Annotated in this window: 20 protein-coding genes and 1 other RNA gene; 9 read left to right on the forward strand and 12 right to left on the reverse strand. The window is 61.7% G+C overall.

All coding sequences use genetic code 11. The features are described 5' to 3' along the window. Positions 1-14: 14 nt before the first annotated feature. The 10 genes from Q1A20_RS23245 to Q1A20_RS23290 form a co-directional block, all read right to left on the reverse strand. Positions 15-1,124: a DUF4147 domain-containing protein gene (locus tag Q1A20_RS23245; RefSeq protein ID WP_299406560.1), complete on the reverse strand. Its 1,110-nt coding sequence runs from the start codon at positions 1,122-1,124 to the stop codon at positions 15-17. A gap of 13 nt (positions 1,125-1,137) precedes the next feature. Further along, entirely contained in the window at positions 1,138-1,584 is a 447-nt protein-coding gene (gene dtd, locus Q1A20_RS23250; protein ID WP_299406558.1) for a D-aminoacyl-tRNA deacylase, read from the reverse strand. Then, positions 1,581-2,252 (reverse strand): nitroreductase, encoded by a 672-nt coding sequence (locus tag Q1A20_RS23255; RefSeq protein ID WP_299406555.1) that lies wholly within the window; start codon positions 2,250-2,252, stop codon positions 1,581-1,583. Before Q1A20_RS23255 ends, dtd begins: the two co-directional genes overlap by 4 nt. Next, complete coding sequence (locus Q1A20_RS23260) at positions 2,249-3,355, reverse strand: primosomal protein N' (replication factor Y) - superfamily II helicase (RefSeq protein ID WP_299406658.1); 1,107 nt, start codon at positions 3,353-3,355, stop codon at positions 2,249-2,251. The genes Q1A20_RS23255 and Q1A20_RS23260 overlap by 4 nt, the downstream gene beginning before the upstream one ends. 3 nt (positions 3,356-3,358) lie before the next feature. After that, entirely contained in the window at positions 3,359-3,802 is a 444-nt protein-coding gene (locus tag Q1A20_RS23265; RefSeq protein WP_299406553.1) for a hypothetical protein, read from the reverse strand. 3 nt (positions 3,803-3,805) lie between these two features. Next, entirely contained in the window at positions 3,806-4,915 is a 1,110-nt protein-coding gene (locus tag Q1A20_RS23270) for an SPFH domain-containing protein (protein ID WP_299406550.1), read from the reverse strand. Positions 4,916-4,941: 26 nt separating this feature from the next. After that, positions 4,942-5,850 carry a DUF2927 domain-containing protein gene (locus Q1A20_RS23275; RefSeq protein WP_299919071.1) on the reverse strand — a complete coding sequence of 303 codons (909 nt, stop codon included), beginning with the start codon at positions 5,848-5,850 and terminating at the stop codon, positions 4,942-4,944. A gap of 45 nt (positions 5,851-5,895) precedes the next feature. Beyond that, positions 5,896-7,092: a toxic anion resistance protein gene (locus tag Q1A20_RS23280; RefSeq protein WP_299406545.1), complete on the reverse strand. Its 1,197-nt coding sequence runs from the start codon at positions 7,090-7,092 to the stop codon at positions 5,896-5,898. Between the two features lie 28 nt (positions 7,093-7,120). Beyond that, positions 7,121-8,008 carry a 5-bromo-4-chloroindolyl phosphate hydrolysis family protein gene (locus Q1A20_RS23285; protein WP_299406542.1) on the reverse strand — a complete coding sequence of 296 codons (888 nt, stop codon included), beginning with the start codon at positions 8,006-8,008 and terminating at the stop codon, positions 7,121-7,123. 286 nt (positions 8,009-8,294) lie between these two features. Further along, positions 8,295-9,155 carry a pseudouridine synthase gene (locus tag Q1A20_RS23290; RefSeq protein WP_299919028.1) on the reverse strand — a complete coding sequence of 287 codons (861 nt, stop codon included), beginning with the start codon at positions 9,153-9,155 and terminating at the stop codon, positions 8,295-8,297. Between the two features lie 63 nt (positions 9,156-9,218). Between Q1A20_RS23290 and Q1A20_RS23295 the strand changes: the two genes are divergently transcribed. Further along, complete coding sequence (locus Q1A20_RS23295; protein WP_299406537.1) at positions 9,219-9,668, forward strand: nucleoside deaminase; 450 nt, start codon at positions 9,219-9,221, stop codon at positions 9,666-9,668. A 66-nt stretch (positions 9,669-9,734) separates the two neighbouring features. Here Q1A20_RS23295 and Q1A20_RS23300 read toward each other — a convergent pair whose 3' ends face one another. Beyond that, positions 9,735-10,424 carry a metal-dependent hydrolase gene (locus Q1A20_RS23300; RefSeq protein ID WP_299919032.1) on the reverse strand — a complete coding sequence of 230 codons (690 nt, stop codon included), beginning with the start codon at positions 10,422-10,424 and terminating at the stop codon, positions 9,735-9,737. A gap of 101 nt (positions 10,425-10,525) precedes the next feature. Between Q1A20_RS23300 and Q1A20_RS23305 the strand changes: the two genes are divergently transcribed. The 5 genes from Q1A20_RS23305 to Q1A20_RS23325 are packed head-to-tail and all read left to right on the forward strand — an operon-like array spanning position 10,526 to position 14,425. Further along, entirely contained in the window at positions 10,526-11,176 is a 651-nt protein-coding gene (locus tag Q1A20_RS23305; RefSeq protein ID WP_299919035.1) for a ceramidase domain-containing protein, read from the forward strand. A 36-nt stretch (positions 11,177-11,212) separates the two neighbouring features. Then, on the forward strand, positions 11,213-11,500 hold the full coding sequence (gene gatC, locus Q1A20_RS23310) for an Asp-tRNA(Asn)/Glu-tRNA(Gln) amidotransferase subunit GatC (protein WP_299919038.1): 288 nt from the start codon (positions 11,213-11,215) through the stop codon (positions 11,498-11,500). After that, a complete protein-coding gene (gatA, locus tag Q1A20_RS23315; RefSeq protein WP_299919041.1) occupies positions 11,500-12,987 on the forward strand; it encodes an Asp-tRNA(Asn)/Glu-tRNA(Gln) amidotransferase subunit GatA in 1,488 nt (495 codons plus the stop codon). Before gatC ends, gatA begins: the two co-directional genes overlap by 1 nt. Before the next feature lie 38 nt (positions 12,988-13,025). Beyond that, positions 13,026-13,757 carry a hypothetical protein gene (locus Q1A20_RS23320; protein ID WP_299406524.1) on the forward strand — a complete coding sequence of 244 codons (732 nt, stop codon included), beginning with the start codon at positions 13,026-13,028 and terminating at the stop codon, positions 13,755-13,757. 5 nt (positions 13,758-13,762) lie between these two features. Then, a complete protein-coding gene (locus Q1A20_RS23325; RefSeq protein WP_299406521.1) occupies positions 13,763-14,425 on the forward strand; it encodes an N-acetylmuramoyl-L-alanine amidase in 663 nt (220 codons plus the stop codon). Here the strand turns inward: Q1A20_RS23325 and Q1A20_RS23330 are convergent. Further along, on the reverse strand, positions 14,418-15,023 hold the full coding sequence (locus tag Q1A20_RS23330; protein WP_299406518.1) for a hypothetical protein: 606 nt from the start codon (positions 15,021-15,023) through the stop codon (positions 14,418-14,420). The two genes, Q1A20_RS23325 and Q1A20_RS23330, sit on opposite strands and share 8 nt — an antisense overlap. 174 nt (positions 15,024-15,197) lie before the next feature. Here Q1A20_RS23330 and rnpB point away from each other — a divergent pair. The 3 genes from rnpB to Q1A20_RS23345 all read left to right on the forward strand — a co-directional run bounded on the left by rnpB (position 15,198) and on the right by Q1A20_RS23345 (position 17,691). Beyond that, positions 15,198-15,597: RNase P RNA component class A (gene rnpB, locus Q1A20_RS23335), an RNA gene on the forward strand. A gap of 22 nt (positions 15,598-15,619) precedes the next feature. Beyond that, complete coding sequence (locus tag Q1A20_RS23340) at positions 15,620-16,327, forward strand: SDR family oxidoreductase (RefSeq protein WP_299406516.1); 708 nt, start codon at positions 15,620-15,622, stop codon at positions 16,325-16,327. A 182-nt stretch (positions 16,328-16,509) separates the two neighbouring features. Further along, entirely contained in the window at positions 16,510-17,691 is a 1,182-nt protein-coding gene (locus Q1A20_RS23345) for an ammonium transporter (protein ID WP_299919046.1), read from the forward strand. The last annotated feature ends 102 nt before the right edge of the window (positions 17,692-17,793 follow it).

Consider the following 17,793-nt stretch of genomic DNA (forward strand, 5'->3'; position numbering starts at 1 on the left):
GTCAAGCGCTGGCGTCAGGATTTCAGCGCGATGACCAGATCCATCACATTTGTGCCTGTGGGCCCCGTTTTGAGCAGTGCATCGCGCGCGCCCAGCCAGGTGCCTGCGTCAGCACGCTCCAGTGCCTTCTGTCCAGAGCTCTCCCACAACGCCCCATCCACAATCGCACCCGCCGCATCGGTTGGCCCGTCGGTGCCGTCGGTGCCTGCGACAAGCACGCGCAGATCTTGTACGCCAGCGATTTCGCGTGCGATCAGCAGTGCCAGTGCCTGATTGCGACCGCCCTCGCCGGGGTTCGGTGGCAAGACCACGGTGGGTTCTCCGCCAAAAAGATGCAGCCCCGGTGCACCCGACGTCAGAACCTTGGCGATGCGGGGCGCCACGATGTTGATGTCTTCATAAAGCGTCTCTTCGTTGATCTGCACCGGGATGCCTTGCGCCGCCGCAGCCCTTGCGACAGCGCTGCGCGCAATGGCGTTGCTGGCCACGATGCGGGGGTCAAATACGAAGTTTGCAGGTTTGGGCGCTGCGCCAATGCCTGATCCGATGATATCGAGGCTGTCGCCTTCCACATCCGAGATCGCCAGCGTGGTGACAGAGGCCCCCTTGAACGCGGCCAGCAGTTTGCCGCCCTTGACGCGGCTCATGTCCTTGCGGGCCGCATTCATCTCATGGATATCCGCGCCGGACGCGAGCATCTTTTCGGCGCGCGCAGTGAGATCGGTCAGGTTCAGGGGGGCCGCCGGGTCTTCCACGAGTGCGGAGGCCCCGCCAGACACCAGCATCAACAGATGGCTGCCTGGCGCCATGCTACGCACCACTGCGCCGACGCGCGCGCCCGCCCTGAGGCTCATCTCGTCCAGCACCGGATGCGCCGCTTCGATGATCTCCGCGCCGTCCGGTGCACCCGCGCTGTGACTGTATTTGGTGACAATCAACAAGGGTGTGTCGGGAAAACGCGCGCGAGCGGCAAGGGCCATCGCCGTCGCGGCCTTGCCCACCGCGATGATCTGATCGGGCACCGGGCAGGGCGCGTCCCGCAATGCGGTACTGACGGCACTGTCACCGCGCACAGCCTGAACACCTGCCGCAAAAAGGGGGAGTAAAACGTCGTCGGAGGGCATTTCTTCTTCCTGTTCAGGGGGCATCGGTGTCGAGCCAGATGGTGACGGGCCCGTCATTGATGAGGGCCACTTTCATCTCGGCGCCAAAGCGACCGGTTTCGGTGGGGATGTTAAACTCGCGCAGGCAATGGGCGAAATGCAGATAATGCGTCTCTGCCTCATCGGGTTTGGCGGCGCCGGAAAAGCCAGGCCTGTTCCCGCGAGACGTGTCGGCGGCGAGCGTGAACTGGCTGACGACGAGCGCGGCACCCCCGGTCTGCGCCAGCGACAGGTTCATCTTGCCCGCGGCGTCATGGAAGATGCGCAGCTTGGAGACCTTTGCAGCCAAAGCCCTGGCGGTGTCAAAGTCATCCCCCGGCATGGCGCAGACGAGGATCAGCAGACCGGCGCCGATCTCTCCAACGCTTGTACCCTCGACCGTGACGCTTGCCTGTGTCACCCGCTGGATCAGGGCTCTCACGAGCGGACCTCCATAATTTCACTGAGCGATGCGCGCTCGGTCCTGAAGCTGTTGGCGGGGTGGTCGGGGTCGGCGTAGCCAAAGGAGATCGCGCAGAGGATCATTCTGTCGTCTGAAATTTCGAAATGCCTGCGCACAAAATCCGCGTAGGAGGCCACAGCCGCCTGCGCGATGCTGTCCACCCCAAGCGCCCGAGCGGCCAGGGTAAAGGCGGTGACAAATCCGCCGGTGTCCATCGCACCATATCCCCCCAATGCGCGTGGGCTGGAAATGATGGCCACATGTGGTGCGTCAAAAAGGGCAAAATTTCGCATCATCTGCGCGCCGGATGCCGCGCGATCCCCTTTTTGCACACCCACCGCATCGTAAAGCTGCCAGCCGCAGGTGCGACGACGATCGCCATAAACGCCAGGGTAGCCGTCGGGACCCGGCAGGTCGAGCCTGGGGGATCCCTTTGCAGCCTCCTCTTGCAGCGCCTTGCGGAACTTTTCTGTCGCCGCTGGCTCTGTGACAATGAGCTGCCAAGGTTGCGCGTTGCACCATGAGGGTACATGGCGTGCCGCATCGATGATCTGATGGATTGTCTCGCCCGGCACGGGATCAGAGCGGAAGGCGCGGCAGGAATAGCGGGTGCTCAGCAGGTTCTGGAGCGTTTCAATATCCGTCATTGGTTCATCGCCACCCCGTATCCCACACCCGCTGCGATGACGGCTCCGATCAGGATTGCAAAGGCGATCTTGATGGTCGACCAGGGGCGTTCACCCTGCACCTTTCCAGTGCTGCCGTTGACCACAAACCGGTAGGTCTCGCCGCGATACTTGTAGGCGGCGAGCCAGACCGGCAGCAAGATGTGCTTGAAGGTCACATCACGCACATCGGTCTGTACCTGGTGGATGCGCTGGCGGTCGCCGCCGATGTCGAAGCGGATGTCGCGGGCGATCACCTGGTCCATCTTCTGACGTGCCTCACCAAACCCGTCCTCCAGTGCCACCGCGTAGCCTTCGGCCCTGAAACCGGCGAGGAATTCGGGCGCATAGGGTTCCAATCCGCCCAGGTCCCAGGGTTCCAGCGCATCGGTGAAACGCTTGGGCAGGGAGCGTGAGGCCAGCACAAGAACGTCATCGAAAAATCGCGCAACCCGGCCCCGCGCCGCCCGCCAGCGCACCTTTGGCACACGGACCTTTTGCTGCCGCTCGCCCCGCATGACAGTGCGGGTTTCATAGTAGATCGTGCCGCGTTCACCGGTGTAGGAGGATTTCGTATCCGCATCAAAGGTCCAATATGGGACGTAAATACCCTGCATTTTCCGACCTTTGCGGGCGTATTCCTGCAACCCGCCCGGCGCAAACCACAGGCCCCCCAACCAATCGGTCATGGCCTCGCGCGCGGTTTCCTCGTCCAGCGCAAAGGGCAGCACACCGCGTGGTTTGATATGGCGGTGGCTGCCGGTGTCGGTGACCACAGGCGTGGCGCAGAACGGGCACTCCGTGGCATGAAGCTCTGCGTCAAATTCGACCTCAGCGGCACAGTTCGGACATTTGGAGACGCGCGTCTCCTCCATCTCTACCGCCGGTAGATTGTCGCGCAGGGCGCTGTTGAAATCCAGCTCCCTGATCTGCGGGGTGCCCCACGGGCCGCTGTCGAGCGATTGGTGATTGCCGCAGTGATCGCAGGTCAGTTGCCGGCCCTTTGGATCAAATCGCAGATCGGCACCGCAATTGTCGCAGGGGAAATGGTGATCGGCCAGTGGGGCGGAGGGCGCAGTTGTCATCATTCAAAGCATATTGTGCATGAAGCGCGGCGTCATATTGCGCAGGGCACCATCGCCCAGAGCGGTATGACGCCACAGGTGAAAAATCCCGTGCAAGAGGCCCGCGCCGAGGGTCAGCACCGTCACCGTGCGCAGAGCGCCGGTCAATGGCCCGGGATCGGCATTCAAGAGCATCAGGGCAGTGACATCCAGCAGGATCAGCATGGCAATATGCAGTGGCACAAAGCCCTTGCGCAAAATCCCCGTCAGAACCGGGCCCGGTGTGCACAGCAGGCCAAAGCTGCCGTAGCCAACCGACCACAGCACGGCGGTGACCAATAGGCCCCATTTGACCACCGGCACATTGCCGTAAAACAGCGCGGCCACCACAAACGCCAGCGCCGTCCAGTGTAAAACCTTGACGATGCTGCGATAAATGGGGGGCGGTGGTCCGAAGCTGGGCCTCATGGATCAGGCTCCGGGCGGCGGGGGTGGGGGCGGCAGAACGGTAAAGAGCTGCGCCAGTTCGGCCACGTCTTCGGCACGCAGCCACCCATCCTGACCGGGGGTCCAGACCATGCTTTCGCGGGTCAATGCGCCTTCTGTGGCCATGCGGCCCAAAGCAGCCTTGGAAAAAGGGCCCTTGGTTTGGCCGTTTTCGGCCACATGCCAGACGTGCTCGACGGGGGGCGGCGGCGGAGCGGCAGCCGGGGTCCCGGCGCGCGCGCCCCACGGGCCCTGAGCCGCGGCCGCATGTCCGATTTGCATGCCCAGACCTGCACCAAGGCCTGCCTGTATGGCAGCGGCCCCAGCGCCTTCGCGGCCCAAGGCTTCAGCGGCCTGAAACTGCATATATTCGTTCAGATTGCCGATCACCCCCATGGAGGATCGCTTGTCCATCACCTCCTCGACCGCAGGAGGCAGCGAGATGTTTTCGATGTAAAGCTCCGGCATGGAGAGCCCGTATTCGGCCAGCTGTGCCGTGATCTCGCCGCCCACCAGCTTGCCCAATTCGCGGGTATTTGCGGCCATATCCATCACCGGAATGCCCGCCCGTGCGAGGGTGCGGGAGAACTCTTGCACCAGGATATTGCGGATCTGAAAGCTGATCTCATCCATGGTGAATTCGCCATCTGTGCCGACGATTTCCACAAGGAACTTTGCCGGGTCCGAAACCTTGATCGAATAGGTGCCGAAGGCGCGCAGCCGCACCGGACCGAACTCCGGATCGCGGCAGATGATGGGGTTCTTCGTGCCCCATTTCAGATCGTTGAACCGCGTGGTGTTAACAAAGTAGATTTCCGATTTGAACGGCGAGCGGAAGCCATGGTCCCAGTGCTGCAGCGTGGTCATGATCGGCATGTTGTTGGTCTCCAGCATATAGAGGCCGGGGGTAAAGACATCCGCCAACTGCCCTTCATGCACAAAGACCGCCGCTTGCCCTTCGCGCACCGTCAGTTTGGCACCGTATTTGATCTCATGCCCCTCACGTTCGAACCGCCAGACCATTGTGTCGCGGGTGTCATCCGTCCAGTGGATGACATCGATGAATTCGCCCGAGAGAAAGTCAAAAATACCCATATCCGTCAGTCCTTTACCTAGTGGCCTTAGAGCGGGCCGCTTTTGAGTTCGCGCGCAATGATCCGCGTGATGGGGGCCGCTTCGGCGGCGCTCATACCGGCCTCGAGCCGGGGGTCGTAGAGCATTTTGAGCAGCAATGCGTCATGTTTGGTGAGCAATGCAAATTCGTCGTCATCGTTGAAGATCGACGGGCGCGCGTCGCGGCTGTCATTGGCCAGGCCAAGGCCCTGCGCCATTTCCTCGTGAATGCAGCTGAGCCGCAAGAGGCTCGGATTTTCCGCGCGGATGATTGCCACGGCGGCGGTATAGGTATTGGCATCCGACCCCGCGGCATAGGCTGCAACCGCACAATAGGTATCGCGCGAGAGACTGCGCAGCGCATTCAGGCTTTCCGGCGTGATCCCGGGCACCCGCGCGGCAGCCGTGTCCAGGGCATCGCTTCTGTCATCTTCGCTCGCCACGATCACGATGAAATTCGGGTTGCCGAAGGTGCTGATCGGATGCCCGGAAATCTGCCCCAACCTGCGCGCATAGCTGCGAATGGCCGCACCGTCACTGGCGCGCTGCGAGGGGGGCACACTTTGTCCAAAGACGATGCCGACGCGCACAGGCGCGTCCCAACGGCGCAAGGGGCTTTCCCCGCCGCGTCCCTGCAGCGCCTGCGCATATTCATTGAAAAACACGATCCGTTCAAAATTGCGCGCCAGCATATCGGCGGTGAAGGGCGTATCCGGCCCACCGCCGTCCTCGCGCAGCAACCCCTGGTTCAGCTGCGCGGCTTGCACCTGCACCAGGTAACTGCGCAACGCGGCGCTGGCCTCGGAGGTCGGGCGCAGCTGTGTTTCCGCCAGATCGGTGGGCCGGGCGCGGGGTGTTTTGACTGCGGCAACGGGCTGCGCCATGTCACAGGCGATCAAGGCGGCGCCTGCCACAATCAACGCGCTTGCACGCAAAAGTCTCCGCCCCAGCGCCACGTCAGATCAATTCGGCACGGAGGTGCTGGCCGTATCCCCGACCCCGTCGCCGCGCGATTTGGCACTGGCGAGAGTGTCACGCAACTTCGTCTCCATCTCTTGCAGCTCGGTTTCGGCGGCCGCGCGGCGCGCTTTGCCTTCGTCCGCGATCTGCAGGCTTTCTTCGATGGTGCCAATGAGGTCGGCGTTGGCCTGTTTCACCGCTTCGATGTCAAAGACGCCGCGCTCCATCTCCTCGCGGATGATCTTGTTGCTGTCACGCAGGTTCTTGGCATTGGCGGTCAGCAGCTCATTGGTCAGATCATTGGCCTGCCGTACGGCCTTGGCGGCCTCGGCGCTCCGTTGGATGGTGACCGCCTGTGCCAGCTGGGTTTCCCAGAGCGGTACGGTGTTGACCAGTGTCGAGTTGATCTTGGTGACGAGCGATTTGTCATTCTCCTGCACCAGCCGGATTGAGGGCAGCGACTGCATGGTCACCTGACGGGTCAGTTTCAGGTCGTGCACCCGGCGTTCCAGATCGTCACGCGCCGCCCGCAGATCGCGCAGCTCTTGCGCAACCATCACCTGATCGTTCTCCGCGGCCTTGTCGACTTCAGCGGCCTTTGCCGGGATCACGTTTTCATCGAGATCGCGCAGCTTTTCCTCACCCGCAGCGATGTAGAGCGCCAGCTCGTCGTAGAATTGCAGCGTCTTTTCATAGAGCATGTCGAGCGATTTGATGTCCTTGAGCAGGGTGTGCTCATGGGTCAGCAGATCATCTGTGATCCGGTCGATCTGGCCCTGCACTTCTTCAAACCGGGCGGTGAATTTGGCGAAAGGTGCGGCCTTGCCCAACAGTTTTTCCCACCAGCTGCGGTCGCGGCGGACATCAAGCTCGGAGATGGAAAAGCCACGGATGGTGGTGACGATGTTGCGCAGGCTATCGCCCGCGGGGCCCACATCCTTGTTGCGCACGCCGCCCAACATGGCCTGGCTGATTTCCTGCAGTTCCACTTGTGCCCGTGACCCAAAAGAGACGATCGACTGCGTGTTCGACATGTCGATCTCAGCGATGCGTTTCGAGATTTCCGCACTCACCGGCTCATCCGCATCCGCCAGGGGCACGATGGCATTGGCCTCGACAGGGTCTGGCAGCACGACGGCGGTCACCTCTTCCACCATCTTGAGCGCCTCGGTTGCTTTTGCGCGTGTCGTCTCGGTCATACTGGTTGATCCTTTTGTTGTCGGCGCGTCAGTCCAGACGCACGCCTTCGCGTTGCAGACGGTCCCGAAGGACCTCGATTTCGACCGTCAGATCGCTGTGATCGTCCAGCAGCATCTTTTTGGTGCGGTCGGTGAAATTGCGTTCCAGATCATCCAGCAGCGACAGGTAATCATCGCGGGCCTGGGTGTCTTGCGTGCGGGCATAGATGTCGGCGAATTTGACGCTCGCGTCGCGCGCGCCCAGCAGATAGACGCCAAGATATTTGCGGGCCGCTGTCAGGTCGCGCGGGTCTTCCTCCACGGTGCGGATAAGGTCGCGCACGACGGTCTGGAACTGCTGCATCCGAGTCATCACGCGCAGGTTGCCGGAGCGTTTGAGTGCGTCGTTCATCGCGGCCATGTGCGCTTCGGCCTCATCGACGACCTTGGCGACCCGGTCCTGTTGAAAGGTGTCGATGCCTTCCATACCCTTGCTCTTCAGTGGATCAATGCCAAAGGCTGCCAGATGCAGTCCGGTGGCCGCCGCGCCAAAAAGAACAGCCGCTACAAGCCCGCCGCCATGGCTGAGAGCGGCAAGAGCCGTACCAATGCCCGCCAGCGCGGCGGCAAAACACTTGCGCGGCAAGGCGGGGCGGCGTGCGACCTTTCGGCTATGATATGCGGCTTCCGCGATCAGACCCCCGCGCAAAAGCCAGGCCCCAAGGCTCATCGCAGCGGCGCCCAGCAATCCGAACGTCAGACCAAGTGCGCCCTGGACCAGTGACATGAACACCAGCACGATGGCTGGCAGAAACATCAGGTTGGCGCGTGCCCCAACCGGATCGACTTTTGCGCCGGTAAAGGCCCCGCGCGGCGCGGATTTTTCCGTATCCGAAGCCCCTTGCGGGCTGTATTTTCCGCCGAACCGTTTTGCCATGACTTAAAGCCCGCCCAGTAGGCCTGCGGCCACACCGGTCATCAGGAGAAGGAGCGCGACATAGGCGACCTTTTGAAATGCTGTTGGCGTCATGTTGTCTCCCCAGACAGACGTTATGCGGAATATAGGTTCATGCGGCGTGGCTGGCCAGTTCTAGTATCGCGTCGCCGGGCATTGAACCTCTGGACTGTCATAAATGTGCCTCACGCCTTGGGTTTTACATATTTGAGGTCGATGGGGTGGGATCGTGAGGGGGAATTTACAACAGCTTTTATCACAATTGTATCTAGCGAGGCTTGCGCCCGGCGCGGTTGGGCGGCGTTTTGCGGATGCCCTGGGGCGGGCAGGCCTTGCGTTGCCGCGCCACCTTGGCGGGTTTCTTTGTAGCCGTACCACTGGGGTCTTCCAGCTCCAGTCCCAATTGGTCGCGCACGATTTTGCGCCGGACCTCTTCCACGTCCCCCTGTCTCAGCTCGCCAAGCTGAAAGGGACCGTAGCTGATGCGAATAAGGCGGTTCACCGACAGGTTCACTTCTGCCAGCGCGCGGCGAATCTCACGGTTACGCCCTTCGCGCAGACCAATTGTCAGCCAGGCGTTGGCGCCCTGCTGACGGTCCAGCGTCACGGCCATCGGCTGAAAGGCTTCGCCGTCAACGGTCACGCCCTTGCGCAGCGGGTCAAGGGCCGCATCCGTCGGGCGACCATTCACCCGCACGCGGTAGCGGCGCAGCCAGCCCGTTGCGGGCAATTCCAGCTTGCGTTTGACGCCACCGTCATTGGTCAGCAACAGCAACCCTTCGGAGTTGATGTCGAGACGGCCGACGCTCATCACGCGCGGCATGTCCTCGGGCAGGGCGGAATAGATTGTGTCGCGCCCCTTTTCATCGCTGTCGGTGCTGACCAGACCGATGGGTTTGTGAAAAAGCCAAAGGCGCGGCGGTTCCGGTGCGGCAATGGGTTTGCCGTCCACGGTGATGGTGTCTTTGTCCGTGACGTTAAGCGCGGGCGAGCTGATCTGTGACCCGTTCACGCGGACCCGCCCGGCTTCGATCATGCGTTCGGCCTCTCGGCGGCTGGCGACACCGGCGCGGCTGAGGACTTTGGCGATGCGGTCGCCTGCCGGTGTGTTCTGGGAAATGTCTGACATGGGCTGGCCTTACCTTGTTTGCGGGGCTTGCGAAAGGGTACGGTTTGCGGGCATTTGGCGCGCATGGAGTTCAATTCGCATATGCAGCTTGCGCTGTCGGAAGCCCGTGCGGCGGGCAAACGCGGTGAAGTGCCCGTTGGGGCGGTGGTTGTGGACCCGCGCGGCGATGTCGTTGCAGCAGCGGGCAACCGGACCCGCGAGTTGAAGGATCCGACCGCCCATGCGGAGATGCTGGCGCTGCGGGAGGCCTGTGCGGCGCGGGGATCTGAGCGGCTCGTTGATCACGCGCTCTACGTGACGCTGGAGCCCTGCGCGATGTGCGCGGGGGCGATTTCCGCGGCCCGCATTGCGCGGCTTTATTACGGTGCCAGCGATCCCAAATCAGGTGGGGTGGCACAGGGTGCGCGGGTCTTTTCGCATCCGCAATGTCACCATGCGCCGGAGGTGTTCGATGGCATTGCAGCAGTGGAGTCCGAGGCATATCTGCGGGCCTTCTTCGCGCAGCGCAGGTAGCGATGGTCTGAAACCCGTGCCAAATTTTACGCCGGGCGGTGACACATCACGGCAGATCTTGAACACCTAGAGCGAAATGGGCTGCATCACCTGAGGTTCGATCACATTCACGCCCGGCAGCCCGTCGATCAACACCTGCGCTGATTGTTCCAGCAGATCGAAGGTGCGGTAGTGGCAGGGGATCACCGTTTTGAAATCGAAGTATCGTTTGGCGGCATAGGCCGCCCCCGCCATATCCATGGTGAAATGGCCCCCTGCGCTCAGAATACCAATGTCGGGTTTGTAGTAATCCCCGATCCAGTCCATGTCGGCCATGATGCCGGTGTCACCGGAGAGGTAGAGTGTGTGCCCTTCGGCTTTCAGGATGAAACCAGCCTCGCGACCGGCGGAAATCGTCGGCGCGCTGGAAAGGGTGCTGGAGTGCAGCGCAGGCACCAGAGAGACAGCAACATCGCCCAGGTGCACCGTGCCGCCCATGTTGTAGCCGATCGTGGTGAGGCCGTCGGCCTCTTCGAAATGGCTCATCAGCTCATAGATGCCGACCACCGGAACCGATAGTGATTGGGCAAGGGCGACGACGTCTGCCGTGTGGTCAAAATGACCGTGCGTGATCAGGATATGGGTGGCCCCTTCGGTGGCGGCGCCGTGCTGGGTGTCGTCCAGCATCGGGTTGCCGGTCAGCCAGGGATCGACCAGCAGGACCTGATCCGCCATTTCGATGCGAAAACTGCCGTGTCCCAACCAGATGATGTCCATTGATCCTCTCCCTTTGTGCCATATCTCGAGTTTAGCGGGGTTTTGCGGACGAGGGGAGCCTCCGGCGGGGATATTTTGGGCCAGAAGAAAGCGGGGTGGGTGTGGATTGGACACGTGCGGTAGATGGGTATTGTGAGCGGATCGGGCCCGCGTATTGGGCGGAGCCGATCAATGCGGTGACCAATCTGGCCTTTGTGCTGGCGGCACTTTACATGTGGCGTCGTTGTGGGAACGATCTGCTGGCACGGCTACTTTGCGTCGTTCTTTTTGCCATCGGCGTGGGCAGCTATCTGTTTCATACGCATGCACAGGTCTGGGCCGGGATGGCGGATGTCTTGCCCATCGTCCTTTTCATTCTGATCTATATCTTTGCAATCAATCGGGTGGGATGGCGGTTGTCTTTTTGGGCTGCTTTTGCTGTGACATGTCTGTTCATACCCTATGCTGCGGTGACTGTGCCGATCTTCCAATTGGTCCCGGGTTTGGGGTCGTCGGCGGGATATGCGCCGGTGCCGGTGCTGATCCTGTTCTACGCTATTTTGCTGCGGCACCGAGATCCTGATCTGGCCCGGGGGTTGGCGTTGGGTGCGGGGCTGCTTGTGGTCTCACTGATCTTCAGGACGCTGGACTTGCCGCTTTGTGCGCGTTTGCCATTGGGCACTCATTTTGCCTGGCATGTGCTGAATGGTCTGATGCTGGGCTGGATGATCGAGGTTTACCGCCGTGCACGTCTTGGCAAGGCGCGCGCATAGCGCTAAACGCCAATGCCAAGCAGATGAGGAAACGTGATGTCCATTGACGAGACCACAGCCGCCCGTGTGGCCAAGCTGGCCCGGATCAAGGTTGAGCCTGAAGCGCTGCCAGCGCTGGCGGGGGAATTCAACACCATTCTGGGGTTTATCGAACAATTGAATGAGGTGGAAATCGAGGGCGTCGATCCGATGACATCGGTGACGCCCCAAGTGCTGAAGCGCCGGGTGGACGAGGTGCGTGAAGGGGGGCAGCAGGACAAAATTCTGTCGAATGCGCCGGATGCGCGCGAGGGATTTTTTGCGGTGCCGAAGGTGGTCGAATAATGAGCAAGCTGAACGAGCTTTCCTTGAGTGCTGCACGGGATGCGCTGCGCGCGGGTGAGACGACATCCAGGGACCTGACCGAAGCCTGCCTGACGGCAATCGATGCTGCCGGTGTTCTGAACGCATTTGTGCACAAGACGCCGGAACTGGCGCTGGAGCGTGCTGCAGCGGCAGATGCGCGGATTGCGCAGGGTGATGCCCCGTCGATGTGCGGGCTGCCGATTGGGATCAAGGATCTGTTTTGTACCCGAGGGGTGCCCAGTCAGGCCGGGTCGCGCATCCTGGAAGGGTTTCTGCCGGAATATGAATCCACGGTCAGCCAAAACCTGGCGGATGCCGGGGCGGTGGTGCTGGGCAAGCTCAATATGGATGAATTCGCCATGGGGAGCAGCAACGAAACCTCCGTTTATGGCAATGTGGTCAATCCCTGGCGGCGCGGCAATGATGAAACGCCGTTGACGCCTGGGGGGTCTTCGGGCGGCTCGGCCTCGGCCGTCGCGGCTGATCTCTGTCTGGCCGCAACGGGTACTGACACCGGTGGCTCCATCCGTCAACCTGCGGCGTTTACCGGAACGGTGGGCATCAAGCCGACCTACGGGCGCTGTTCGCGCTGGGGCATTGTGGCTTTTGCCTCCTCTCTGGATCAGGCGGGCCCCATGACCAAATCGGTGCGCGATGCGGCCATCATGCTTGAAGCGATGGCGGGTCATGACCCCAAGGACAGCACCTCCGCAGATCTTGCCGTGCCCGATTTCGAAGCGGCCCTGACAGGCGACGTGCGCGGCAAGAAAATCGGCATTCCCAAGGAATACCGTATGGACGGCATGCCCGATGAGATCGAAACGCTCTGGGCCGAAGGCATCGCAATGATGAAGGATGCGGGCGCTGAGATCATCGATATTTCCTTGCCGCACACAAAATACGCGCTGCCGGCCTACTACGTGATTGCGCCTGCCGAGGCCTCCTCGAACCTCGCGCGCTATGACGGCGTGCGCTATGGCCACCGGGCCAAGCTCGATCAGGGCGACGGCATCACCGAGATGTATGAAAAGACCCGTGCTGAAGGGTTCGGGCCAGAGGTGCAGCGCCGTGTGATGATCGGTACCTATGTGCTCTCTGCGGGGTTCTATGACGCCTATTACAACCGTGCGCGCCGGGTGCGGACGCTGATCAAGCGCGACTTTGAACAGGTCTTTGATCAAGGCATTGATGCGATTCTGACCCCTGCGACCCCCTCTGCGGCCTTCGGCTTGGGGGAGATGACGGATGCGGATCCGGTTGCCATGTATCTCAACGATGTTTTCACTGTCACGGTGAACCTGGCCGGACTGCCGGGGATTGCGGTGCCCACAGGGTTGGACAAGAAAGGGCTGCCACTGGCGCTGCAACTGATCGGGCGGCCATGGGCCGAGGCCGATCTGCTCAGCGCGGCCTATGCGCTGGAAACTGCCGCAGGCTTTGTGGCCAAGCCCGGAAAATGGTGGTAATCTCGCGCCAACAAAAGCAACGACAGGCATGTTTTCTGATGACGCCACGTGTGTATTTCGCGGGTCTCGCTCTGGCAGCGATGGCCGCTTGCGCTCCTCAGGTTCCCGATAGCGGGCAAGGGATCGGGTTCGACAACTCATTGGAAGCGCAGCGCCAACGCGACGCTGCCCTAGCGGGCCCGCAATACCGGGTGCCGGACACGGTATTGCCGCCCGCGTCGACACTCGCGCCGGGGTCTGCCGAAGCCACAGCTGCAGAAACCACGCGCATCCTGAATGAGACACGTCCGGGTGCTGCCGATAGCGCCGCGTTGAATTCCGGGGTGGCGCCGGTGCAGGCCAGCCCGACGAATGCAGCCCCCCTTGCTCTGGACAATCCCGGCATCTCTGACGAAAATAATTTTGATGCGGTGTCCGAACGTCAGACCATTGAAAGTGACGCTGAGCGCATCGCCAACAATCGCGCGCAATATGAGGTGGTACAGCCCGAGGCGCTGCCGACCCGTTCCGGCGGCGAGCAGCCCAACATCGTCGCCTTTGCACTAGAGACCAAACATCCCAAGGGCCAGAGCGTCTATGCGCGGGCCGGCTTTGGGGGCGAGGCGCGGGCGGCGCGAAATTGTGCGGCTTATGCGTCCTCTGACCAGGCGCAGATCGACTTTCTGGAGCGCGGCGGCCCGGTGCGGGATCGCAAGGGCCTTGACCCGGATGGGGACGGCTATGCCTGTGATTGGGACCCGGCTCCTTTCCGTAAGGCGTCGCAGGGCTGAGGCCCATGCAGCAGGTTTCGTCGCCAAATTGCGGCCCGCGGCGGGACGGGCTGACCCCATCCATTGTCGTGATCCACTACACGGCGATGCAGAGCGCCGAGGCTGCCATCGAACGACTGTGCGACCCATCGGCTGAAGTCTCCGCGCATTACGTAATCGCACGCACCGGGGAGATCACGCAGCTGGTTCCAGAGGCGCAGAGGGCGTGGCACGCGGGGGCGGGCGAGTGGCGCGACCAGACCGACATCAACTCACGCTCCATCGGTATCGAGCTCGATAACGCGGGCACCCATCCGTTTCCAGAACCGCAAATGGCTGCCTTGGAAACCCTGCTGGCCGGGATCATGAAGCGCTGGGCGATCCAGCCCGGTGATGTCATCGGGCATTCCGACATGGCGCCGGGGCGAAAGGGGGATCCTGGTCCCCGGTTCGATTGGATGCGCTTGGCGAAAGCACAGCTTGCCGCCCCGACGCAGATGTCGCCCGCAGGTGACCCCGATGCCACTGTGTTTCGTGCGATTGTAAATGCCGTGGGCTTCACAGCGGCGGTGGATGATCAGAGCCTGCTGGAGGCGTTTCGCCTGCGGCATCGCCCGTCGGCGTCCGGTCCGCTGGATGCGCAGGATATGGAAATCGCCGCCGGGTGCGCGTCTGCCCCCGCTACATGATCTGCACGATGGTCGGGGTCAGCAGGACCAAAACCCTTGGTGGTTCGGCGTCCTCCTTTTTGACGTAAAGAGATCCGACAACAGGTAAGTTCGAAACGCTTGGAACCGGTAAGTCCGCCGCCTTCGGCGTGGATGTCAATTCATAGGAATAGTTTTTATGGGCCAGAAGCTCGGGGCCGGGCAAGCCGGGCTCCTCCTCAATGTAGATGATCGCCGGATCGCCGGTGAGGTACAATGATCCCACTTTCGTAGCCCCGCTGAAGGCCTTGGAAACGGTTGGCGTAAGCAGGTGCGACCGATCTTCGTAGGAAACAGGTAAAGGCAAGGTCAGATCGTAAAGCTCGGCTGAGCGGCCCCCTGCGGGCCAGCGCACCAAACCGTTAAGGGTGGCCCCACCTGACCGCCCCGGCACCGCGCTGAGCACAGGGGGCAGCATCCTTATGTCGACCTGAGGAAGATATTTGAGCTTGAGCGAGGTTGGCAGGTTGATGCCGCGGTTGAACCTGTTCCGGGTGCTGGCTGCGGCAGGCACCATGCCCGTCCCGACCCCGAAAAGGGTCGCCAGTGCCGTGATGGAAAACCTGCGTCTGTTCTGCATTCTCGGTCTCCTATGGTGTTGAAACAGTTTGAACATGCCGGTTGCGCGGTAGGTTCGATCTTGGCGCAAGCGTATCATGCAGCGCCTCTCGTGCACAATCGCTGGTGGGCACACGATCCGGTGTGACGCGATTTGGATTGACCCCGATGCGCGTCCGGCGTAGCTGCAATTTGCGCGGAAGGCCGGATGGCCGCGGCGTCGGGCAACCGGTGTCGAGGAAAGTCCGGACTCCAAAAAGCAACGGTGCCGGGTAACGCCCGGGCAGGGCAACCTGACGGAAAGCGCCACAGAAATGAAACCGCCAGCGGAGAGGTCGGGCAACCGAAACCGCCCGCAGGCAAGGGTGAAACGGTGGGGTAAGAGCCCACCGCGCCGCTGGTAACAGGGGCGGCACGGCAAGCCCCACCGGGAGCAATGCCAAATAGGGATCGCGTGTCGCAAGACAGGGCCGCTTTTGCCCCAGCAGATCCGGGTTGGCAGCTAGAGCCTACCGGGCAACCGGGTGGCAAGAGGAATGGTCATCGAACTGGAGCGATCCGGGGAACAGAATCCGGCTTACAGGCCTTCCGCGCATAGACATTTGAGGGACAGAGATCATGCAACTGGACAATAAACTGGTGGTCGTCACAGGCGGCAGCGACGGCATCGGCCGACACATTTGCCTGAAGCTGGCAGCGGAGGGTTGCCGTCTGGCCATCCTGGGCCGCAACGCGGACCGGCTGGCCAGCGCCGAGGCGGATGCGCGCGAGGCAGGCGCGCCAGAGGTGCAAAGCTACTCTTGCGATATGCAGGACCCGGCAGCGATTGCGACCACCGTTCAGGCCATTCTGGACGGGCAGGGCGCGCCCGACATCCTGATCAATAACGCAGGCATCTGGCACAAGACCGGTCCGCTGGACAGCATCGATGACGCGATGATCGAGGCCACAATCCAGACCAACCTGACAGGCACAATCCAGTTGACCCGCGCGTTCCTGCCGACGTTGCGCGCGCAGCCTGAAGCCGCCGTGCTCAACGTCATCTCCAAATCCGGCGTCGTGGCGCAGGCGGGGCAATCGGTTTATACCGCGACGAAATACGGCATGCGCGGCTTCACCGACGTTTTGAAGGAAGATGAGCAGGAAAGCGGCGTGCGCATCGCCGGACTCTACCAGTCGGGCACCAACACGGGCATGTTCGCAAAGGCGGGGGAAGAGGTGCCGAACCACATCTTCACCGAACCGGAAGACCTCGCGGACGTGGTGGTGTTCATGCTGTCGCGGCCAGCGAAGCTCTGGATGCATGAGGTGCGCGTCGAGTTGTAAGGCACAGCAGGTGCAATCGCATGCCGCTTAATTTTAGGTCACATCGCGCCTCATGATGCCTAAATTTACATCACTTCGTAAAATGCCCCCTTATTGAGCGTCATATCGCCCTTTTGCTGTTTATTTCAGCAGGTCTTTGCACCACCCCGTTGCGCACTTGAATATGGGGAAGGATCAAAGACATGAACGGAGCGGATACCGCCTGGATCATCGTGGCCACGGCACTGGTGCTCTTTATGACACTGCCGGGTCTGGCGCTTTTTTACGGCGGGCTAGTGCGCGCGCGCAACGTGCTCAGCGTTTTCATGCAGTGCTTTTCGATTGCCTGCCTGATGAGCATTCTCTGGCTGGCTGCCGGGTATTCCATCGCCTTTGGCGACGGCAACGCCTATTGGGGTGGCCTGGGCAAAGCCTTTCTGAACGGGGTCGATGCTGACAGCCTCTCGGGCACCATCCCGGAAGTGCTGTTCTTTGCCTTCCAGATGACTTTCGCGATCATCACACCGGCGCTGATCGTGGGTGCTTATGTCGAGCGCATCGGATATGGGTTCGTGCTGCTCTTCTCCAGCCTGTGGATGCTGATCTGCTACGCGCCGGTGGCGCATTGGATCTGGGGCGGCGGATTGCTGGCAGGCGCGGAATGGTCGCTGTTCGCCGACGGCGTGAATGATTTCGCGGGTGGCATCGTGGTGCACCAGACCGCAGGCATCGCCGCACTGGTGCTGGCGGCGATGCTGGGGCCGCGCAAAGGCAAACATCAACCGCCACATAACCCGGGCATGGTGATGATCGGGGCCGCGATGCTCTGGGTTGGCTGGTTCGGCTTCAACGGCGGCTCGCAACTGGCCGCAGACGGCGGTGCCGCCATGGCGCTGACGGTCACGCATATCTCTGCGGCAACTGCGTCGCTGACATGGGCGAGCTGGGAGAAATTCCGCTATGGCAAGGCCTCCCTCGTGGGCATGGTCACCGGTACAATCGCGGGCCTCGCCTCCATCACCCCGGCCTCCGGCTCGGTCGGTCCGGTTGAGGCGCTCTTCATAGGGGCCGTCGCGGGCGTCATGTGTCAGGAGCTTTGCGGTGTGGTGAAAAACCTGCTCAAGATCGACGATACGCTGGATGTCTTTGCTGTACATGGCGTGGGCGGCATGTTCGGCATCATCATGCTGGCCGCCTTTGGTCACGCGTCTTGGGTCGCGCAGTTGGGCGGGCTGGCGGTTGTCGGTATCTGGACGCTGGTCATCACCGTGCTGATCATTCTGGTGGTGCGTGCGGTCATGCCACTGCGCGTCAGCGAGGAAGACGAGACCAATGGGCTCGATCTCTCCGCGCACGGCGAACGGGCCTACGACATCACGTCCTAGAGTGATCGAATAATCGAGCAGTTCCGGCCAGCGCGCATATGTGTGCTGGCCTTTTGACTGCTGGCCGGTCGCAAAGCCCGAAATCCTGCCTTTTGCGGTTGA

It is taken from the genome of uncultured Roseobacter sp. (assembly GCF_947501835.1).
Classification (GTDB): Bacteria; Pseudomonadota; Alphaproteobacteria; order Rhodobacterales; family Rhodobacteraceae; genus Roseobacter.